Here is a 17015-nt window from a genome sequence, read left to right as displayed (position 1 = left end):
CCTCGTAAACAAGACATATTTCCAATCGCGGCCCTTTACACATAATGCGAAAGATTTGCATTATGTCGCAGTTTTGCGCACCCCCGCGCCTGTCCATTATTTACCGAAGCAGGATGTTCGCCATGATTCGTATGCCTCTGGCTACCGCCAGTTTGCTGGCCATCGCTATTTCCCTCGCCGGTTGCGGCGAAGGCAAAGACAAGGCGGCTCCTCAAGCGCCTACTCCGGCCGCCAGCACCGCAGCACCTGCTGCGCCTGCTGACACTGGCAAAGTCGATGAAGCCGCTGCCAAAGCCGTTGTCGCGCACTACGCCGACATGGCTTTTGCGGTCTTCAGCGATGCCGAATCCACCGCGAAAACCCTGCAAACCGCTATCGACGCCTTCCTCGCCAAGCCGAATGCCGAAACCCTGAAAGCCGCTCGTGCTGCCTGGGTCGCCGCGCGCGTGCCTTACCTGCAGAGTGAAGCGTTCCGCTTCGGCAACACCATCATCGACGATTGGGAAGGTCAGGTTAACGCCTGGCCGCTCGATGAAGGCCTGATCGACTACGTCGACAAGAGCTACGAGCACGCACTGGGTAACCCGGGCGCCAACGCCAACATCATCGCCAATCCGATCATCCAGATTGGCGAAGACAAGATCGACGTGACCGACATCACTCCGGAAAAACTTGCCAGCCTGAACGAGCTGGGCGGTTCCGAAGCGAACGTCGCGACGGGTTACCACGCCATCGAATTCCTGCTCTGGGGTCAAGACCTGAACGGCACCGGCCCTGGTGCCGGCAACCGCCCGGCTTCAGACTATCTGGAAGGCGCCGGCGCTACCGGTGGCCACAACGATCGTCGTCGCGCTTACCTGAAAGCCGTGACCCAACTGCTGGTCAGCGACCTGGAAGAAATGGTCGGCAACTGGAAGCCGAACGTGCCCGATAACTACCGCGCCGAACTGGAAGAAGAACCGGCTGAAAGCGGTCTGCGCAAAATGTTCTTCGGCATGGGCAGCCTCTCGCTGGGCGAACTGGCGGGCGAGCGCATGAAGGTTTCCCTGGAAGCCAACTCCCCTGAAGACGAGCAGGACTGCTTCAGCGACAACACCCACAACTCGCACTTCTACGATGCCAAGGGCATTCGTAACGTGTACCTGGGCGAATACACCCGTACAGACGGCACCAAGATTACCGGTGCCAGCCTGTCCTCCTTGGTGGCCAAGGCCGACCCGGCTGCCGATGCTGCGCTCAAGGCCGACCTGGACGCTACCCAAGCCAGGATGCAGGTCATGGTTGATCACGCCAACAAGGGTGAGCACTACGACCAACTGATCGCTGCCGGCAACACCGCGGGTAACCAGATTGTCCGTGATGCCATTGCGGCACTGGTCAAGCAGACCACCTCGATCGAACAGGCCGCAGGCAAACTGGGCATCAGTGACCTGAACCCGGACAACGCCGATCACGAGTTCTGATCTACGCTGGCTGACCAATAAGGCGACCTTCGGGTCGCCTTATTTTGTCCGTCTGGTATCCATCCCTGTGGGAGCGAGCTTGCTCGCGATGGGGCCATCATTGCCAACATTGATTTTGAATGTACGACCGCTATCGCGAGCAAGCTTGCTCCCACAGGGAATCGCGGTCAACCTGTGAGAGCAAACGATAATTCCTCTTATTCAAACTCCCTCGCCCTGTTAGACTTTGCGCCCTTGTTTTGCTCGTCATTCAGGATTGCTGATGCCCTCGCTGCCTCTTCGCTTGTCTGCACTGATTCTGGCCCTGGGCCTGAGTGCCTGCGATGACGCCCCGCGCTTTACCAAGGCCGAACCCGATGAAGCTCGCTCCGGCGGCGCGGCGACGGTCAAAAAAACCGACCGGAACGCCTTCTCCCTGCCTTCAGCCAACCTCTCGCCGACCCGTCGGCTGGACTTCAGCGTCGGCAACAGTTTCTTCCGCAGCCCTTGGGTGATCGCCCCGTCGACCACCACTGCCCGCGACGGCCTTGGCCCGCTGTTCAACACCAACGCCTGCCAGAACTGCCACATCAAGGACGGGCGCGGTCATCCACCGACGGCCGATTCCGATAACGCCGTGTCGATGCTGGTGCGTCTGTCGATCCCCAACGCTCCCGCCTACGCCAAGGTCATCGAACAACTGGGTGTGGTGCCTGAGCCGGTCTACGGCGGGCAACTTCAGGACATGGCCGTGCCCGGCGTCGCCCCCGAAGGCAAGGTTCGCGTCGACTACGACCCGGTCCCGGTACGCTTTAGAGACGGCACCGAAGTCGAACTGCGCAAACCCAAGCTGCTGATCACCCAACTGGGCTACGGCCCGATGCATCCCGACACGCTTTTTTCCGCGCGAATCGCCCCGCCGATGATCGGCCTCGGGCTGCTCGAAGCCATCTCCGACGCGGATATTCTGGCCAACGCCGATGCGCAGGCTAAAGACAACAACGGCATCGCCGGACGTCCGAACCGGGTCTGGGATGACGCGCAACAAAAGACCGTTTTGGGTCGTTTTGGCTGGAAAGCCGGGCAACCGAATCTCAATCAGCAAAACGTTCACGCGTTTTCCGGTGATATGGGCCTCACGACCAGCCTGAGACCCTTTGATGACTGCACCCAGGCCCAGACTGCCTGCCAGCAGGCGCCCAACGGCAATGGCCCGAATGGCGAACCGGAAGTCAGCGACAACATCTTGCGCCTGGTGCTGTTCTACAGCCGTAACCTGGCCGTTCCTGCCCGCCGTGACGTCAACGGCTCGCAAGTCCTGGCCGGTAAAAACCTGTTCTATCAGGCCGGTTGCCAGTCCTGCCACACGCCGAAATTCACCACCGCCGCGAATGCCGCAGAACCTGAACTGGCCAATCAAGTGATTCGCCCCTACAGCGATCTGTTGCTGCATGACATGGGCGAAGGCCTGGCCGATAACCGTAGCGAATTCCAGGCCTCTGGCCGCGACTGGCGCACACCGCCGTTGTGGGGCATTGGCCTGACGCAGACAGTCAGTGGCCACACTCAATTTTTGCATGACGGCCGCGCCCGCAATCTGCTCGAAGCCGTGCTCTGGCACGGCGGTGAAGCGACGGCCGCGCAGCAACAGGTTTTAGCGTTCAATGCCGAGCAGCGCGCTGCATTGCTGGCCTTTTTGAATTCTCTTTAATGCGTTTCCCATAAGCTTTCGCTCATATAAAAAGGGAGCCCGACATGTTCCGTCCCAAGCTGTTGTTCACCAGCCTTGCCGCACTCGCCCTGGGCGCCTGTTCGCCCCAGGATCCTCAAGCCGTCACCTCGGCAGCCATCGCCAAGCAAGTGATCCTGCCGACCTACAGCCGCTGGGTTGAAGCCGACCGCCAATTGGCCGTCAGTGCGCTGGCCTACTGCGAAGGCAAGGCCGACCTTGCGACCGCTCGCGCCGATTTCCTCCATGCACAAAAAGCCTGGGCACAATTGCAACCGTTGCTGATTGGTCCGCTGGCAGAGGGCAATCGCTCCTGGCAGGTGCAGTTCTGGCCGGACAAGAAAAACCTGGTCGGCCGTCAGGTCGAGCAACTGGTCACCGCGCAACCGCAGATCGACGCCGCTGCGCTGGCTAAATCCAGCGTCGTCGTGCAGGGCCTCTCGGCCTATGAGTACATTCTGTTCGACGACAAGACCAACGTTGCCGACGCCGCGCAAAAAGCCCGTTACTGCCCACTGCTGACCGCTATCGGCGAACGTCAGAAGCAACTGGCCGAAGAGATTCTGACCAGTTGGAACAGTAACGACGGCATGCTCGCGCAACTAAGCAAATTCCCGAACCAGCGTTACGCCGACTCCCACGAAGCCATCGCCGATCTGCTGCGCGCGCAAGTGACGGCACTGGATACCCTGAAGAAAAAGCTCGGCACGCCGATGGGGCGTCAGACCAAGGGCATTCCGCAGCCGTTCCAGGCGGACGCATGGCGCAGTCATACGTCGCTGCAAAGCATGGAAGCGAGCCTGGCTGCCGCCCGGACCGTCTGGGTGGGTGTCGACAACAAGGGCCTGCGTGGTCTGTTGCCGGCCGAACAGAAACCGCTGGCCGACAAGATCGATGCCGCCTACGCCGCGTCACTGAAACTGTTCGAAAGCAACCAGCGCTCGCTGACCGAAATGCTCACCGACGATGCCGGTCGCCAGCAACTGAACGACCTCTACGACAGCCTCAACGTCGTCCATCGCCTGCACGAAAGTGATCTGGCCAAGGCGCTGGGTATCCAACTGGGCTTCAACGCCAACGACGGTGACTGATGAGGGTTAGCTCCATGCTGCGACGCCAGGCTCTGACTTTAGGCAGTTTGTTGCTGGGCGCCGTAACGCTGGGCGGCTGGAAGCTGTTCAAGCAAAAGGACCACGGTCCTTTACTGCTTTCGGCGCGCGACGACAGCGACGGCAAACATTACGCTGTCGGCTATCGGCTGGACGGCACTCGGGTGTTCGCCACCGAAGTCGGCCAACGCTGCCACGACATTATCAACCACCCGACGTTGCCGATTGCGCTGTTCGTCGCCCGTCGTCCGGGCACCGAGAGCTATCTGGTCGATCTGCGTGATGGCACGCTGCTGCAAACCGTGGTGTCGCAACCGAACCGGCACTTCTACGGCCACGCGGTCATTCACAAAAGCGGTGACTGGCTGTACGCCACCGAAAACGACACCTCCGACCCAGGTCGCGGCCTGCTCGGGGTGTACCGTTTCGAGGGTGAACGGTGGGTGCACAGCGGTGAGATTTCCACCCACGGTATCGGCCCGCATCAGGTGTCGTGGATGCCCGACGGTGAAACCCTGGTGGTGGCCAACGGCGGGATTCGTACCGAAGCCGAGAGCCGGGTCGAGATGAACCTCAATGCCATGGAGCCGAGCCTGGTACTGATGCAGCGGGACGGCACTCTGCTGAGCAAGGAAACCCTGGCCCAGCCGATGAACAGCGTGCGGCACATGGGGATCGCCAGCGACGGCACCATTGTCACCGGCCAGCAGTTCATGGGCGCCGCGCACGAATCATCCGAGCTGTTGGCGATCAAGCGTCCCGGCCAGCCCTTTGTCGCGTTCCCGGTCGCCGAGCACCAGTTGCAGGCCATGGGGCACTACACCGCGAGCGTCGCGGTGCACAGTGACTTGCGTCTGGTGGCGCTCACCGCACCGCGCGGCAACCGCTTTTTCATCTGGGACATGGACAGCGGTGAAGTGCGCCTCGATGCACCGTTGCCCGACTGCGCCGGTGTCGGTGCAGTGGCCGATGGTTTTGTCGTGACCTCGGGGCAAGGACGTTGCCGTTTCTATGATTGTCGCCAGACACCGCTGCTGGCCAAGCCCCTCGAACTCCCCGCCGGGCTCTGGGATAACCACCTGCATCTGGTTTGAAATCTGCGCTGCCAAATTGATCGTTCCCACGCTCGTGGGAACGATCAATCTGGTCTGATACACACAAACCCCGTAGCAGCTGGCGCAGCCTGCGTTCGGCTGCGCAGCAGTCGCAAAATCATACGCCGCGGTGTGTCAGGCTAACCGTGGCAGCAGGATTTACGACCGCTTCGCGCTCGAACGCAGGCTACGCCAGCTGCTACGGATCGCGTCAGGTACAGCTCGCCGGCAAGTATCTGGAATCACCGACACACACGGAGTAATGTTCGGCCTGTCTGACCAGATTTTTTCCAAGGAAGTGGAATATGCTGCGTCGCCGCATGCTGATCATGTTGGGTGTTGTCCTGTTGATCATCCTGATGCTGGGAGGCTACAAAGCCTTCTCCATCTACAAGATGATCCAGACCTTCGCGGTCCCAAGACCAGCGGTGAGCGTTGCCGTGGCCACGGCCACCGAACGGCCCTGGCAATCGCGCTTGCCCACGGTCGGGACCCTCAAGGCGCTGCAAGGGGTCAACCTGAGTCTGGAGATCGCCGGCACGGTCAAGGATGTGCAGTTCGAGTCAGGGCAAAAGGTCAAGGCCGGCCAGCCGCTCGTGCAGCTCGACAGCGCCGTCGAAAGTGCCCTGCTGGAAACCGCCCAGGCCGACCTTGGCCTGGCGCAACTGGATTACGGCCGTGGCAGCCAACTGGTCGGTAGTCGGGCCATCTCCAAGGGTGAGTTCGATCGGCTCACCGCGGTGCTCGCAAAGAGCAAGGCCACGGTCAATCAGCTCAAGGCGGCGCTGGCAAAGAAACACATCGTCGCGCCTTTCAGCGGCACCATCGGCATTCGTCAGGTGGACGTCGGCGACTTCCTGCCCAGCGGCACTGTCATCGCCACACTCCAGGACCTGAGCAGCCTGTACGTCGACTTCTACGTGCCGGAACAATCGGTACCGAAAATCGCTATCGGCCAACCGGTACAGGTCACAGTCTCGGCCTACCCGACGCAAAACTTTCCCGGAGTCATCAGCGCGATCAACCCAAAAGTCGAAAACAGCACGCGCAACATACTGGTGCGCGCCACCCTCGCCAACCCGGACGGCAAACTGCTGCCAGGCATGTTCGCCAGCCTGCTGGTCATGCTGCCGGACCCACAGCCGAAAATCGTGGTACCGGAAAGCGCGATCACCTACACCCTCTATGGCAACTCGCTCTACGTGGTCGCCCAGAAGAAGGACGCGGACGGCAACGTCGAGAAAGACGACAAGGGCCAGCCGGTCCTGATCGCCGAGCGGCGCTTCATCGAAACCGGCGAGCGTCGCGACGGTATGGTGCTGATCAACAAAGGACTGCAGAACGGCGAACAAGTGGTCAGCGCCGGCCAGATCAAACTCGACAACGGCACACACATTGTCGTCAGCCCCGACAAGAATCTGCCAGCCGAACAGACCAGCCCACCGCGCACGAACTGATCAAGGAAATCCCTCATGGCTTTTACCGATCCGTTCATCCGCCGCCCGGTGCTCGCCACTGTTGTCAGCCTGCTGATTGTGCTGCTGGGCTTCCAGGCCTGGAGCAAACTGCCGCTGCGCCAGTATCCGCAAATGGAGAACGCTCTGATCACGGTAACCACCGCCTACCCCGGCGCCAACGCCGAAACCATTCAGGGTTACATCACCCAACCCTTGCAACAAAGCCTGGCGAGTGCCGAAGGCATTGACTACATGACCTCGGTCAGCCGCCAGAACTTCTCGGTCATTTCGATCTATGCACGTATCGGCTCCAACAGCGACCGGTTGTTCACCGAGTTGCTGGCCAAGGCCAACGAGGTCAAGAACAAGCTGCCCAAAGACGCTGAAGACCCGGTGCTGAGCAAGGAAGCCGCCGGCGCCTCGGCGCTGATGTACATGAGTTTTTTCAGCGAGGAACTGAACAACCCGCAGATCACCGACTACCTGTCGCGAGTGATCCAGCCCAAGCTGGCCACCCTGCCCGGCATGGCTGAAGCTGCCATTCTCGGCAACCAGGTGTTTGCCATGCGTCTGTGGCTCGACCCGGTGAAACTCGCCGGTTTCGGCTTGAGCGCCAGTGACGTCACCAACGCCGTGCGCCAGTACAACTTTCTGTCCGCCGCCGGTGAAGTCAAAGGCGAGTACGTCGTTACCAGCATCAACGCCAGCACCGACTTGAAGACCGCCGAAGCCTTCGCCGCGATTCCGCTGAAAGTCGACGGCGACAGTCGGGTCCTGCTCAGCGACGTGGCACGCGTGGAGATGGGCGCCGAGAACTACAACACCGTCAGTTCCTTCGGCGGTACACCGTCGGTGTACATCGGGATCAAGGCCACACCGGCCGCCAACCCGCTGGACGTGATCAAGGAAGTGCGCAAGCTCATGCCGGAGCTGGAATCCCAGCTGCCACCCACCCTCAAGGCCGAAATCGCCTACGACGCCACACTGTTCATTCAGGCCTCGATCAACGAAGTGGTAAAAACCCTTTTCGAAGCGGTGCTGATCGTGATTGTCGTGGTGTTCCTGTTCCTTGGCGCGCTGCGCTCGGTGCTGATCCCGGTGGTGACCATTCCGCTGTCGATGATCGGCGTGATGTTCTTCATGCAACTGATGGGCTACTCGATCAATCTGCTGACCCTGCTGGCGATGGTGTTGGCCATCGGCCTGGTGGTGGACGACGCCATCGTGGTGGTGGAAAACATTCACCGCCACATCGAAGAAGGTAAAACGCCGCTGGACGCGGCCCTCGAAGGCGCGCAGGAAATCGCCATGCCAGTGGTCTCGATGACCATCACCCTGGCGGCGGTCTATGCGCCCATCGGCTTTCTGACGGGCCTGACTGGCGCCCTGTTCAAGGAGTTCGCCCTGACCCTGGCCGGTGCCGTGGTGATCTCCGGGATCGTCGCCCTGACGCTGTCGCCGATGATGTGCGCCCTGCTCTTGCGCCACGATGAAAACCCGTCAGGCCTGGCCCATCGCCTCGATCTGATTTTCGAAGGACTCAAGCGTCGTTATCAAAGCCTGCTGCACGGCACACTCAACACCCGACCGGTAGTGCTGGTGTTTGCCGTGATCGTGTTGTGCCTGATTCCGGTGCTGCTCAAGTTCACCAAGTCGGAACTGGCGCCGGATGAAGACCAGGGCATCATTTTCATGATGGCCAACGCTCCGCAACCGGCCAACCTGGACTACCTGAATACCTACACCGACGAATTCCTCGCGATCTTCAAGGCGTTTCCCGAGTACTACTCGTCCTTCCAGATCAACGGATTCAACGGCGTGCAGTCAGGTATTGGCGGTTTCCTGCTCAAACCCTGGAATGAGCGCAAACGCACCCAGATGCAGCTTCTGCCGATAGTGCAAAGCAAGCTTTCGAGCATCTCCGGTCTGCAAATCTTCGGCTTCAACCTGCCCTCTCTGCCGGGCACCGGTGAAGGCTTGCCGTTCCAGTTCGTGATCAACACCGCCAATGACTACGCGTCGCTGCTGGAGGTGGTCAATCGAGTGAAAAAGCGTGCACTGGAGTCTGGCAAGTTCGCGTTCGCCGACATCGACCTGGCCTTCGACAAGCCCGAAGTGGTGGTTGATATCGACCGCGCCAAGGCAGCGCAGATGGGCGTCTCGATGGAGGATCTGGGGGTGACCCTGGCGACGTTGCTGGCAGAAGCCGAGATCAACCGTTTCACCATTGAGGGGCGCAGCTACAAGGTCATCGCCCAGGTCGAACGGCCCTACCGGGACAACCCCGATTGGCTGAGCAACTACTACGTCAAAAACACCAAAGGTGAACTGCTGCCCTTGTCGACCCTGATCACCGTCAGTGACCGGGCACGACCGCGGCAGTTGAACCAGTTCCAGCAACTCAACTCGGCGATCCTCTCGGGTGTTTCGACGGTCAGCATGGGCGAGGCGATTGATACCGTGCGCCAGATCGCCCAGGAAGAAGCACCGCCGGGTTATGCCTTCGATTATGGCGGCACCTCGCGGCAGTACGTTCAGGAAGGCAGCGCCTTATGGGTGACTTTTGCCTTGGCGCTGGCGATCATTTTTCTGGTGCTGGCGGCGCAGTTCGAAAGCTTCCGCGATCCACTGGTGATTCTGGTGACCGTGCCGCTGTCGATTTGCGGCGCGCTGATCCCGTTGTTCCTGGGCTGGTCGAGCATGAACATCTATACCCAGGTCGGTTTGGTGACCCTGATCGGACTGATCAGCAAACACGGGATCCTGATCGTCCAGTTTGCCAACCAGTTGCGCAAGGACAAGGGGCTGACGCCGCGCGAAGCGGTCGAGGAAGCGGCAGCCATTCGTCTGCGCCCGGTATTGATGACCACGGCAGCCATGGTCTTCGGCATGGTGCCGTTGATCATCGCCACGGGCGCGGGCGCCGTCAGTCGCTACGATATCGGGATGGTGATCGCCACCGGGATGTCGATCGGGACGTTGTTCACCCTGTTCGTGCTGCCCTGCATCTACACGCTGCTGGCCAAACCCGATAAGAACTGAGAGTTCCGTATGTGGGAGCGAGCTTGCTCGCGATAGCTCACTGACAGCCGGCAACATTGTTGAATGTTAAGCCGTCATCGCGAGCAAGCTCGCTCCCACACTGGTTTTCGGCAAATTGAAGATTTGGGTTCAAAAACAAAAGGCCTCGCATAAGCGAGGCCTTTGATGTGGGCTTGAGGGTTTTCAACTCTGGCGTTTCATTCCCTGAGTCATGCCAAACATGAACAACAACAACTCATCATTATCAGTGTGGGTCACCACGGATGACTTCGCAGCCCGTGGCAATGGGCAATGTGTGCCGCCACTCATTGCACTAAGAATTTTCGTTCGCGGCTGCTCCAGTCCAACCACCGCCAGTGAAACAACTGCCAAGGCTCCTGCCATAAACAAACCTCTAGCAATTTCTAGTTTCATGGCTACAAACCTTTGATGGAGCTGCCAGATGCCTTGTTATAAAAATAGACGAGCTTTTCCCTATCTGCCGAGCCCCACGACGAATGGCGGCGCAATGGTTTTATGTCAGGCGCCCGTCTTGCCCAGTTCGACATGAAAGCGGCAGCCGTTGGGCTCCATGGTGCTGAGGCTGACGCTCCAGCCCTGGTTCTCACAAATCCGCTGCACCAGCGACAGGCCCAGCCCAAGCCCTTCGCCACGCTTCTCGCCACCCCGCACAAACGGCTCGAACATCGCTTCGCGCTTCTCTTCGGGAATACCGACGCCGCTGTCTTCGACCAGAAAACCGCAGGGCAGAATGCTCAGGCGGATAAACCCGCTGTCGGTGTAGTGCAAGGCATTACGTAACAGATTGCCCATGACTGCATGCAGGAATGTCGCGTTATAGCGCGTATCCAACGGATTGCCGGGTTCATAAAACAGCGTGAGTCCCTTGTCCTCGATCGGCTCGCGCCACATGCCGAGCAGGTCTTCGGCCACCTGTCCCAGGGTCAGTTGCGGCGACATGCTGGCATCTTCGCGCTGGGCACGGGCAAGCATCAGGAAGGTCTGGACCAATTCGCGCATTTCTTCACAGGCGCGAGCGATCCGCTCGACCTGATTGCGACCACGTTGATCGAGGTCCGGATTCTCCAGCAACAATTCGCAGGAACTGGCCAAGACCATCAACGGTGTACGCAGTTCGTGACTGACGTCACTGGTGAACAGCCGCTCGCGGCTCAGTGCCTGGCGCAATCGGCCCAGCGTGGCGTCGAAGGCCACGGCCAGCTCACCGACTTCATCGGCGGCATAGTCCGGCGCCAGGGGCGGTGCCAGACCGAGCAGTTGATCGCGGTGACGCACCTGTCGCGCCAGCCGCACCACCGGCGCCATAACCTTGCGTGCCAGCACCCAACCAAGAAACACTGCCAATGCCAGACTTAATACGAACCCCACCAGCACTACGGCAAACAGCACCCGCTCGCGCTCTTCGAAATCGCTCTGATCTTGCAGCAAGACGTAACGCCGGCCGTCAACGATCTCGACGATTGCGTGGTACGAGAGGTGCTCGCGAAATACTTCATGGAACCCCGCATTCAGGTGCCGCAGGTCCCTTGGCAAATCAAAGTCGCCAGGGCCACCGCTGAAGTAGAACAACTGATCGGGCTCGGGACGGTGGCTCCAGTCGGCCATGCTGTCCATCAACAGCAAACGCTGTAAATCGCCACCCAGGCCTGCGGAAATCAGCTTTGCTTCGACCAGATGCACGGTCGCCACGATACCCATGGCGAATGCCCCTGCCACCAACGCACTCATCAAGGCAAACGCAATAATGATCCGCTGAGCAAGGCTCTGCTTAAACTCCATCACGCCCCTCGGCCAGACGATAGCCGACGCCGTGCACGGTTTGCAGCAACGGTTTGGCGAACGGCTTGTCGATCACCTGGCGCAGCTGATGGACGTGACTGCGCAAGCTGTCGCTGTCCGGACAATCGTCGCCCCAGAGGGCTTCTTCGAGGATTTCGCGACGCAATACGTGGGGGCTTTTCTGCATCAACACCGCCAGCAGCTTGAGGCCCACCGGGTTGAGTTTCAGCAGGCGACCTTCGCGGGTCACTTCCAGCGTGTCGAGGTCGTAGCTCAGATCGCCAACCTGCAAGGCGCGGCGACCGCCCCCCTGGGTACGACGCATGACCGCCTCGATGCGCGCCGCCAGTTCGGACAGGGCAAAGGGTTTGATCAGGTAATCATCGGCACCGGACTTGAAGCCCTGTAGCCGGTCATCCAGCTGGTCACGGGCAGTCAGCATGATGACCGGGGTATCGCGCCGGGCGTCTTCACGCAGGCGTTTGCACAGGGTGTAACCATCGATGCCGGGCAGCATGACGTCGAGCACGATCAGGTCGTAATGCTCGGTGGCCGCCAGGTGCAGACCTGACAAACCGTCCTGCGCGCAATCCACGGTATAGCCTTTAAGCCCCAGATAATCAGCCAGATTGGCGAGGATGTCGCGGTTGTCTTCAACCAATAGAATTCGCATGGGCACTTGCTCCGTACACAGTAACGGCCGTCTTGGCCCGCGCAGATTAAGGGAAGTAGCAGATACAAGCTACAAGCCGCAAGCTGCAAGAGAAAAGCAACAGCGGTGCTCCTGACTTGCCGCTTGTAGCTTATAGCTTGTAGCTTGTAGCTGCCCACACCCCAACAAAAAAGCCCTGGCAAATGCCAGGGCTTTTTTTGTAGGGGGGGAGGCTTACATCATGCCGCCCATGCCGCCCATACCGCCCATGTCTGGCATGCCGCCGCCAGCTGGACCGTCTTCCTTGATCTCGGCGATCATGGCTTCGGTGGTGATCATCAGGCTGGCAATCGACGAAGCCGCTTGCAGAGCCGAACGGGTCACTTTGGCCGGATCCAGGATACCCATTTCGATCATGTCGCCGTATTCGCCGGTAGCAGCGTTGTAACCGTAGTTACCCGAACCCTGCTTGACCTTGTCGACGACAACGCTTGGCTCGTCGCCGGAGTTGGCAACGATCTGACGCAGTGGCGCTTCAACAGCGCGACGCAGCAACTGGATGCCCACGTTCTGGTCATCGTTGTCGCCTTTGAGTTCAGAAATAGCTTGCAGAGCGCGAACCAGTGCCACGCCACCGCCAGGTACCACGCCTTCTTCAACGGCTGCACGGGTAGCGTGCAGGGCGTCTTCAACGCGGGCTTTCTTCTCTTTCATTTCAACTTCGGAACCAGCGCCAACCTTGATCACTGCAACGCCGCCGGACAGCTTGGCCAGACGCTCTTGCAGTTTTTCACGGTCGTAGTCGGACGAAGTGTCAGCCACTTGTTGACGGATCTGAACAACGCGAGCCTGGATGTCAGCCTCAACGCCAGCACCGTCGATGATGGTGGTGTTTTCTTTGGACAGGATCACGCGCTTGGCATTACCCAGGTGTTCCAGGGTAGTGCTTTCCAGGCTCAGACCGATCTCTTCGGAGATAACGGTACCGCCAGTCAGAACAGCGATGTCCTGCAGCATGGCCTTGCGACGGTCGCCAAAGCCCGGGGCTTTGACAGCAGCAACTTTAACGATGCCGCGCATGTTGTTCACGACCAGAGTCGCCAGGGCTTCGCCTTCAACGTCTTCGGCAACGATCAGCAGAGGACGGCCGGCTTTGGCAACGGCTTCCAGTACTGGCAGCATTTCGCGGATGTTCGAGATCTTTTTGTCGACCAGCAGGATCAGCGGACCGTCCAGTTCGGCGGTCATGGTCTCTGGCTTGTTGACGAAGTACGGGGACAGGTAGCCACGGTCGAACTGCATGCCTTCTACAACCGACAGTTCGTTTTCCAGGCCCGAGCCTTCTTCAACAGTGATCACGCCTTCTTTACCGACTTTTTCCATGGCTTCGGCAATGATGTCGCCGATGGAGCTGTCGGAGTTGGCCGAGATGGTGCCGACCTGAGCGATTGCCTTGGTGTCAGCGCATGGCTTGGACAGGGCTTTCAGCTCTTTGACGATAGCGATGGTCGCTTTGTCGATGCCGCGCTTCAGGTCCATCGGGTTCATGCCGGCAGCGACGGCTTTCAGGCCTTCGTTGACGATCGATTGAGCCAGAACGGTAGCGGTGGTGGTGCCGTCGCCTGCGTCATCGTTGGCACGGGAGGCAACGTCTTTGACCAGCTGCGCGCCCATGTTTTCGAAACGATCTTTCAGTTCGATTTCTTTGGCTACGGAAACGCCGTCCTTGGTGATGGTCGGAGCGCCGAAGCTCTTCTCGATGATCACGTTACGGCCTTTAGGGCCCAGGGTCGCTTTTACTGCGTCAGCCAGGACGTTCACACCGGCGAGCATTTTCTTACGGGCGGAATCGCCGAATTTAACTTCTTTAGCAGCCATGATCGATATTCCTTAAATACTTTGTAGTAGCGGGAAATTGAGCGGAAATCAGCCTTCGATAACAGCGAGAATCTCGTTCTCAGCCATTACCAGCAGGTCTTCACCGTCGACTTTCACAGTGTTGCTGCCGGAGTACGGGCCGAACACAACCTTGTCACCCACTTTCACGGCCAGCGCACGCACTTCACCGTTGTCCAGCACGCGGCCGGTACCGACAGCGAGGACTTCACCGCTGTTGGCTTTTTCGGCAGCCGAACCTGGCAGAACGATACCGCCAGCAGTTTTCTTTTCTTCTTCGCTGCGACGGATGACGACGCGGTCATGCAGAGGACGAAGCTTCATTGTCGATCTCTCCTAATTGTGGTTTTCAGCGGCCGGTGTAATCCCGGCGGGTTAAATTCCGGCGTTGCCGGTTGCGGTTCGCCAAGCGAACCGCGGAAGTCTGTCTGGTGATCATCACCAGAAACCTTGCGGTGACCGTTACATAAGGGCGCATAAGCTTATTACAAGGGCTGGGCAGTGAAATTTTTTACATTACTGGCCACAGAAACGAACACGGCACCCGAAGGTGCCGTGTCGCTAAAGGAGTTACTTGGAATCGCGGTGCTCGAACTCGCCTTCGATCACATTCGGCTCACGGCCCAGCGGTTGGCGCGGAGCCGGGCCACCACGCGGTTGCAGATCATCGGCAAAGGCACGCTGACGAATCGCCTGTTCTTCGGCGCGCTTGCGCATCGTGTTGGCCAGCAGCCGACGGCTGAGCGGCAACGTCATGATCAGGCCGATCACGCTGCTGATGAAACCTGGCAGGATCAACAGACCGCCACCCAACGCCAGCATCAGGCCTTCGAGCATGGTCTGCGCTGGCAATTCACCGCGGTTCAGGCTCTCACGAGCGCGCAATGCGGTGGCCAGACCGGCGATACGCAGCACGAACACGCCGAGCATCGAGCCGAGAATGATCAGCAGCAGTGCCGGGAAAAACCCGATGGCCGCGCTGACCTTGACGAATACGAACAGCTCCAACACCGGGAACAGCAGAAAGAGCAACAAAAAAGGGCGCATCAAATGGTTCCTCAACGCAAGAATGCCTTGCAAGTAGAACTTAGATGACGTCGCCGTTTCGTGATTTCAAGCGTCGGCTATCGCATTTTTTGGCCAATGCTCGGCGTGAGCCAGTAAAACCAAGGCTTCGCGTACTTGTGTCGGCGTATTGCAAACATCCGGGAACGGCAACCAGTACAGCCCCTGACCAATGCGCAGGTGCATCCCTTCGCTGTCGATACCCGCCAATTGAGCAGGTGAAGTTTTCGGCAAACCGGCCAGGTCGACGTAATGAGCGATGGCCTTGGCATGATCGGCGTTCATGTGTTCGACCATGCTCACTTCGGCCTTGCCGGCAAACGGGTTGACCAGGGTCAACTGGTCGACCCAGTGAATCGCACCGAAACCGCCGATGTAGCGATGACGAACCGGTTTGAGTACCCAGAAATCGAAATCATGCGCCTTGTGATAATTCTGCGAGTCCGGGAAATAGCGGTAATAACGCTCGGCGGCAGTATCGATGGCGGCCTGGTCTTCAATTTTTTCCGCTTCGGCCAGGTAAGTCAGTCGACCGACAGCCTGCACGTCTTCAGCCTCGCGCTCACCCACCAGCAGTGAGCATTTGGGATCTTTTTGCAGATTATGGGTGTGCTGGGCGATCCGGCTGATCAGGATCAGCGGCCGGCCCTGCTCGTCCAGGCAATAAGGAACCACTGAGCCAAACGGGAAACCGGGCATCGCCTTGGAGTGCGTCGAGAGCACTCCGCGGTATTCCTTGAGCAGCAATTCTCGGGCATGCTTGGCAGCTTCAACGCTCAATTTATGACTCCTTATATAGAATCCGTCAAAAAAACGGACAGGCACCTGGGGCAAAGTTCCAGCAACGCCATCGGGGCAGTTCTCATGTGCAGCCAGGCCACATCAGGTGCAGATCGAGAGGCTCTCTAAAAGGAAACCACTCTGACCTGCTATTGGGGCATGCGAATGCAACTCACTGACAAAGTAATCATTATCACCGGCGGTTGCCAGGGTTTAGGCCGTTCGATGGCCGAGTATTTCGCCGCCAAGGGCGCGAAACTGGCGCTGGTCGACCTCAACCAGGAAAAACTCGACCTGGCCGTCGCTGCCTGCAAAGCCGCCGGTGTCGAGGCTCGCGCCTACCTGTGCAACGTCGCCAATGAAGAACAGGTGACTCACATGGTCGCCCAGGTCGCTGAAGATTTCGGCGCGATCCATGGCCTGATCAACAACGCCGGGATCCTGCGCGATGGCCTGCTGATCAAGGTCAAGGACGGCGAAATGACCAGGATGAGCCTGGCCCAATGGCAGGCAGTGATCGACGTCAACCTGACCGGCGTGTTCCTGTGCACCCGTGAAGTGGCGGCCAAGATGATTGAGCTGAAGACCAGCGGCGCGATCATCAACATCTCCTCGATTTCCCGCGCCGGCAACGTCGGCCAGACCAACTACTCTGCCGCCAAGGCCGGTGTTGCTGCGGCCACCGTGACCTGGGCCAAGGAACTGGCGCGCTACGGCATTCGTGTGGCCGGTATCGCTCCGGGCTTCATCGAAACCGAAATGACCCTGGGCATGAAGCCTGAAGCGCTGGAGAAAATGACTTCCGGGATTCCGCTCAAGCGCATGGGCAAGCCGGAAGAAATCGCCCATTCGGCGGCGTATATATTCGAGAACGACTATTACACCGGCCGGATTCTGGAAATGGATGGCGGATTGCGGATTTAAGCCGTACACAAAACAACTGTGGGAG

Annotated in this window: 14 protein-coding genes; 7 read left to right on the top strand and 7 right to left on the bottom strand. The window is 59.2% G+C overall.

All coding sequences use genetic code 11. The features are described from left to right. Positions 1-122: 122 nt before the first annotated feature. The 6 genes from AC1RKH_RS16350 to AC1RKH_RS16325 all read left to right on the top strand — a co-directional run bounded on the left by AC1RKH_RS16350 (position 123) and on the right by AC1RKH_RS16325 (position 9873). Positions 123-1463, top strand: coding sequence for an imelysin family protein (locus AC1RKH_RS16350; RefSeq protein ID WP_493064030.1), 1341 nt, complete (start codon positions 123-125; stop codon positions 1461-1463). Between the two features lie 262 nt (positions 1464-1725). Beyond that, positions 1726-3153, top strand: a complete 1428-nt coding sequence (locus tag AC1RKH_RS16345; RefSeq protein WP_493064031.1) for a di-heme oxidoreductase family protein — start codon at positions 1726-1728, stop codon at positions 3151-3153. A 44-nt stretch (positions 3154-3197) separates the two neighbouring features. After that, positions 3198-4262 carry an imelysin family protein gene (locus AC1RKH_RS16340; protein ID WP_493064032.1) on the top strand — a complete coding sequence of 355 codons (1065 nt, stop codon included), beginning with the start codon at positions 3198-3200 and terminating at the stop codon, positions 4260-4262. Positions 4263-4276: 14 nt separating this feature from the next. Continuing rightward, entirely contained in the window at positions 4277-5374 is a 1098-nt protein-coding gene (locus AC1RKH_RS16335) for a DUF1513 domain-containing protein (RefSeq protein ID WP_493064033.1), read from the top strand. A gap of 305 nt (positions 5375-5679) precedes the next feature. Continuing rightward, complete coding sequence (locus tag AC1RKH_RS16330) at positions 5680-6831, top strand: efflux RND transporter periplasmic adaptor subunit (protein WP_123425212.1); 1152 nt, start codon at positions 5680-5682, stop codon at positions 6829-6831. A 15-nt stretch (positions 6832-6846) separates the two neighbouring features. Beyond that, positions 6847-9873 carry a multidrug efflux RND transporter permease subunit gene (locus AC1RKH_RS16325; RefSeq protein ID WP_493064034.1) on the top strand — a complete coding sequence of 1009 codons (3027 nt, stop codon included), beginning with the start codon at positions 6847-6849 and terminating at the stop codon, positions 9871-9873. 183 nt (positions 9874-10056) lie between these two features. Here the strand turns inward: AC1RKH_RS16325 and AC1RKH_RS16320 are convergent, their stop codons facing one another. The 7 genes from AC1RKH_RS16320 to AC1RKH_RS16290 all read right to left on the bottom strand — a co-directional run bounded on the left by AC1RKH_RS16320 (position 10057) and on the right by AC1RKH_RS16290 (position 16066). Further along, complete coding sequence (locus AC1RKH_RS16320; RefSeq protein ID WP_493064035.1) at positions 10057-10287, bottom strand: hypothetical protein; 231 nt, start codon at positions 10285-10287, stop codon at positions 10057-10059. A gap of 105 nt (positions 10288-10392) precedes the next feature. Then, positions 10393-11673, bottom strand: coding sequence for a sensor histidine kinase (locus tag AC1RKH_RS16315; RefSeq protein ID WP_123425209.1), 1281 nt, complete (start codon positions 11671-11673; stop codon positions 10393-10395). Further along, positions 11663-12346 (bottom strand): two-component system response regulator ColR, encoded by a 684-nt coding sequence (gene colR, locus AC1RKH_RS16310; protein ID WP_123425208.1) that lies wholly within the window; start codon positions 12344-12346, stop codon positions 11663-11665. The genes AC1RKH_RS16315 and colR overlap by 11 nt, the downstream gene beginning before the upstream one ends. A 213-nt stretch (positions 12347-12559) precedes the next feature. Further along, on the bottom strand, positions 12560-14203 hold the full coding sequence (gene groL, locus AC1RKH_RS16305; RefSeq protein WP_123425207.1) for a chaperonin GroEL: 1644 nt from the start codon (positions 14201-14203) through the stop codon (positions 12560-12562). A gap of 48 nt (positions 14204-14251) precedes the next feature. Continuing rightward, positions 14252-14545 (bottom strand): co-chaperone GroES, encoded by a 294-nt coding sequence (locus AC1RKH_RS16300; protein ID WP_008032125.1) that lies wholly within the window; start codon positions 14543-14545, stop codon positions 14252-14254. 246 nt (positions 14546-14791) lie between these two features. Next, positions 14792-15268 (bottom strand): FxsA family protein, encoded by a 477-nt coding sequence (locus AC1RKH_RS16295; protein ID WP_123425206.1) that lies wholly within the window; start codon positions 15266-15268, stop codon positions 14792-14794. Between the two features lie 66 nt (positions 15269-15334). Beyond that, the gene (locus AC1RKH_RS16290; protein WP_493064036.1) at positions 15335-16066 is read right to left on the bottom strand and encodes a HugZ family pyridoxamine 5'-phosphate oxidase; all 732 of its coding nucleotides are present in this window, start codon (positions 16064-16066) and stop codon (positions 15335-15337) included. Between the two features lie 165 nt (positions 16067-16231). On the opposite strand from AC1RKH_RS16290, the gene AC1RKH_RS16285 reads away from it, so the two are divergent. Continuing rightward, entirely contained in the window at positions 16232-16990 is a 759-nt protein-coding gene (locus tag AC1RKH_RS16285; RefSeq protein WP_123425204.1) for an SDR family oxidoreductase, read from the top strand. Positions 16991-17015: the final 25 nt, after the last annotated feature.

The sequence above is a fragment of the Pseudomonas sp. GW822-FHT06B12 genome (assembly GCF_058799675.1).
The sequence above is the reverse complement of the archived record's forward strand: the minus strand, read 5'-3'. Positions and strand labels throughout refer to the sequence as shown.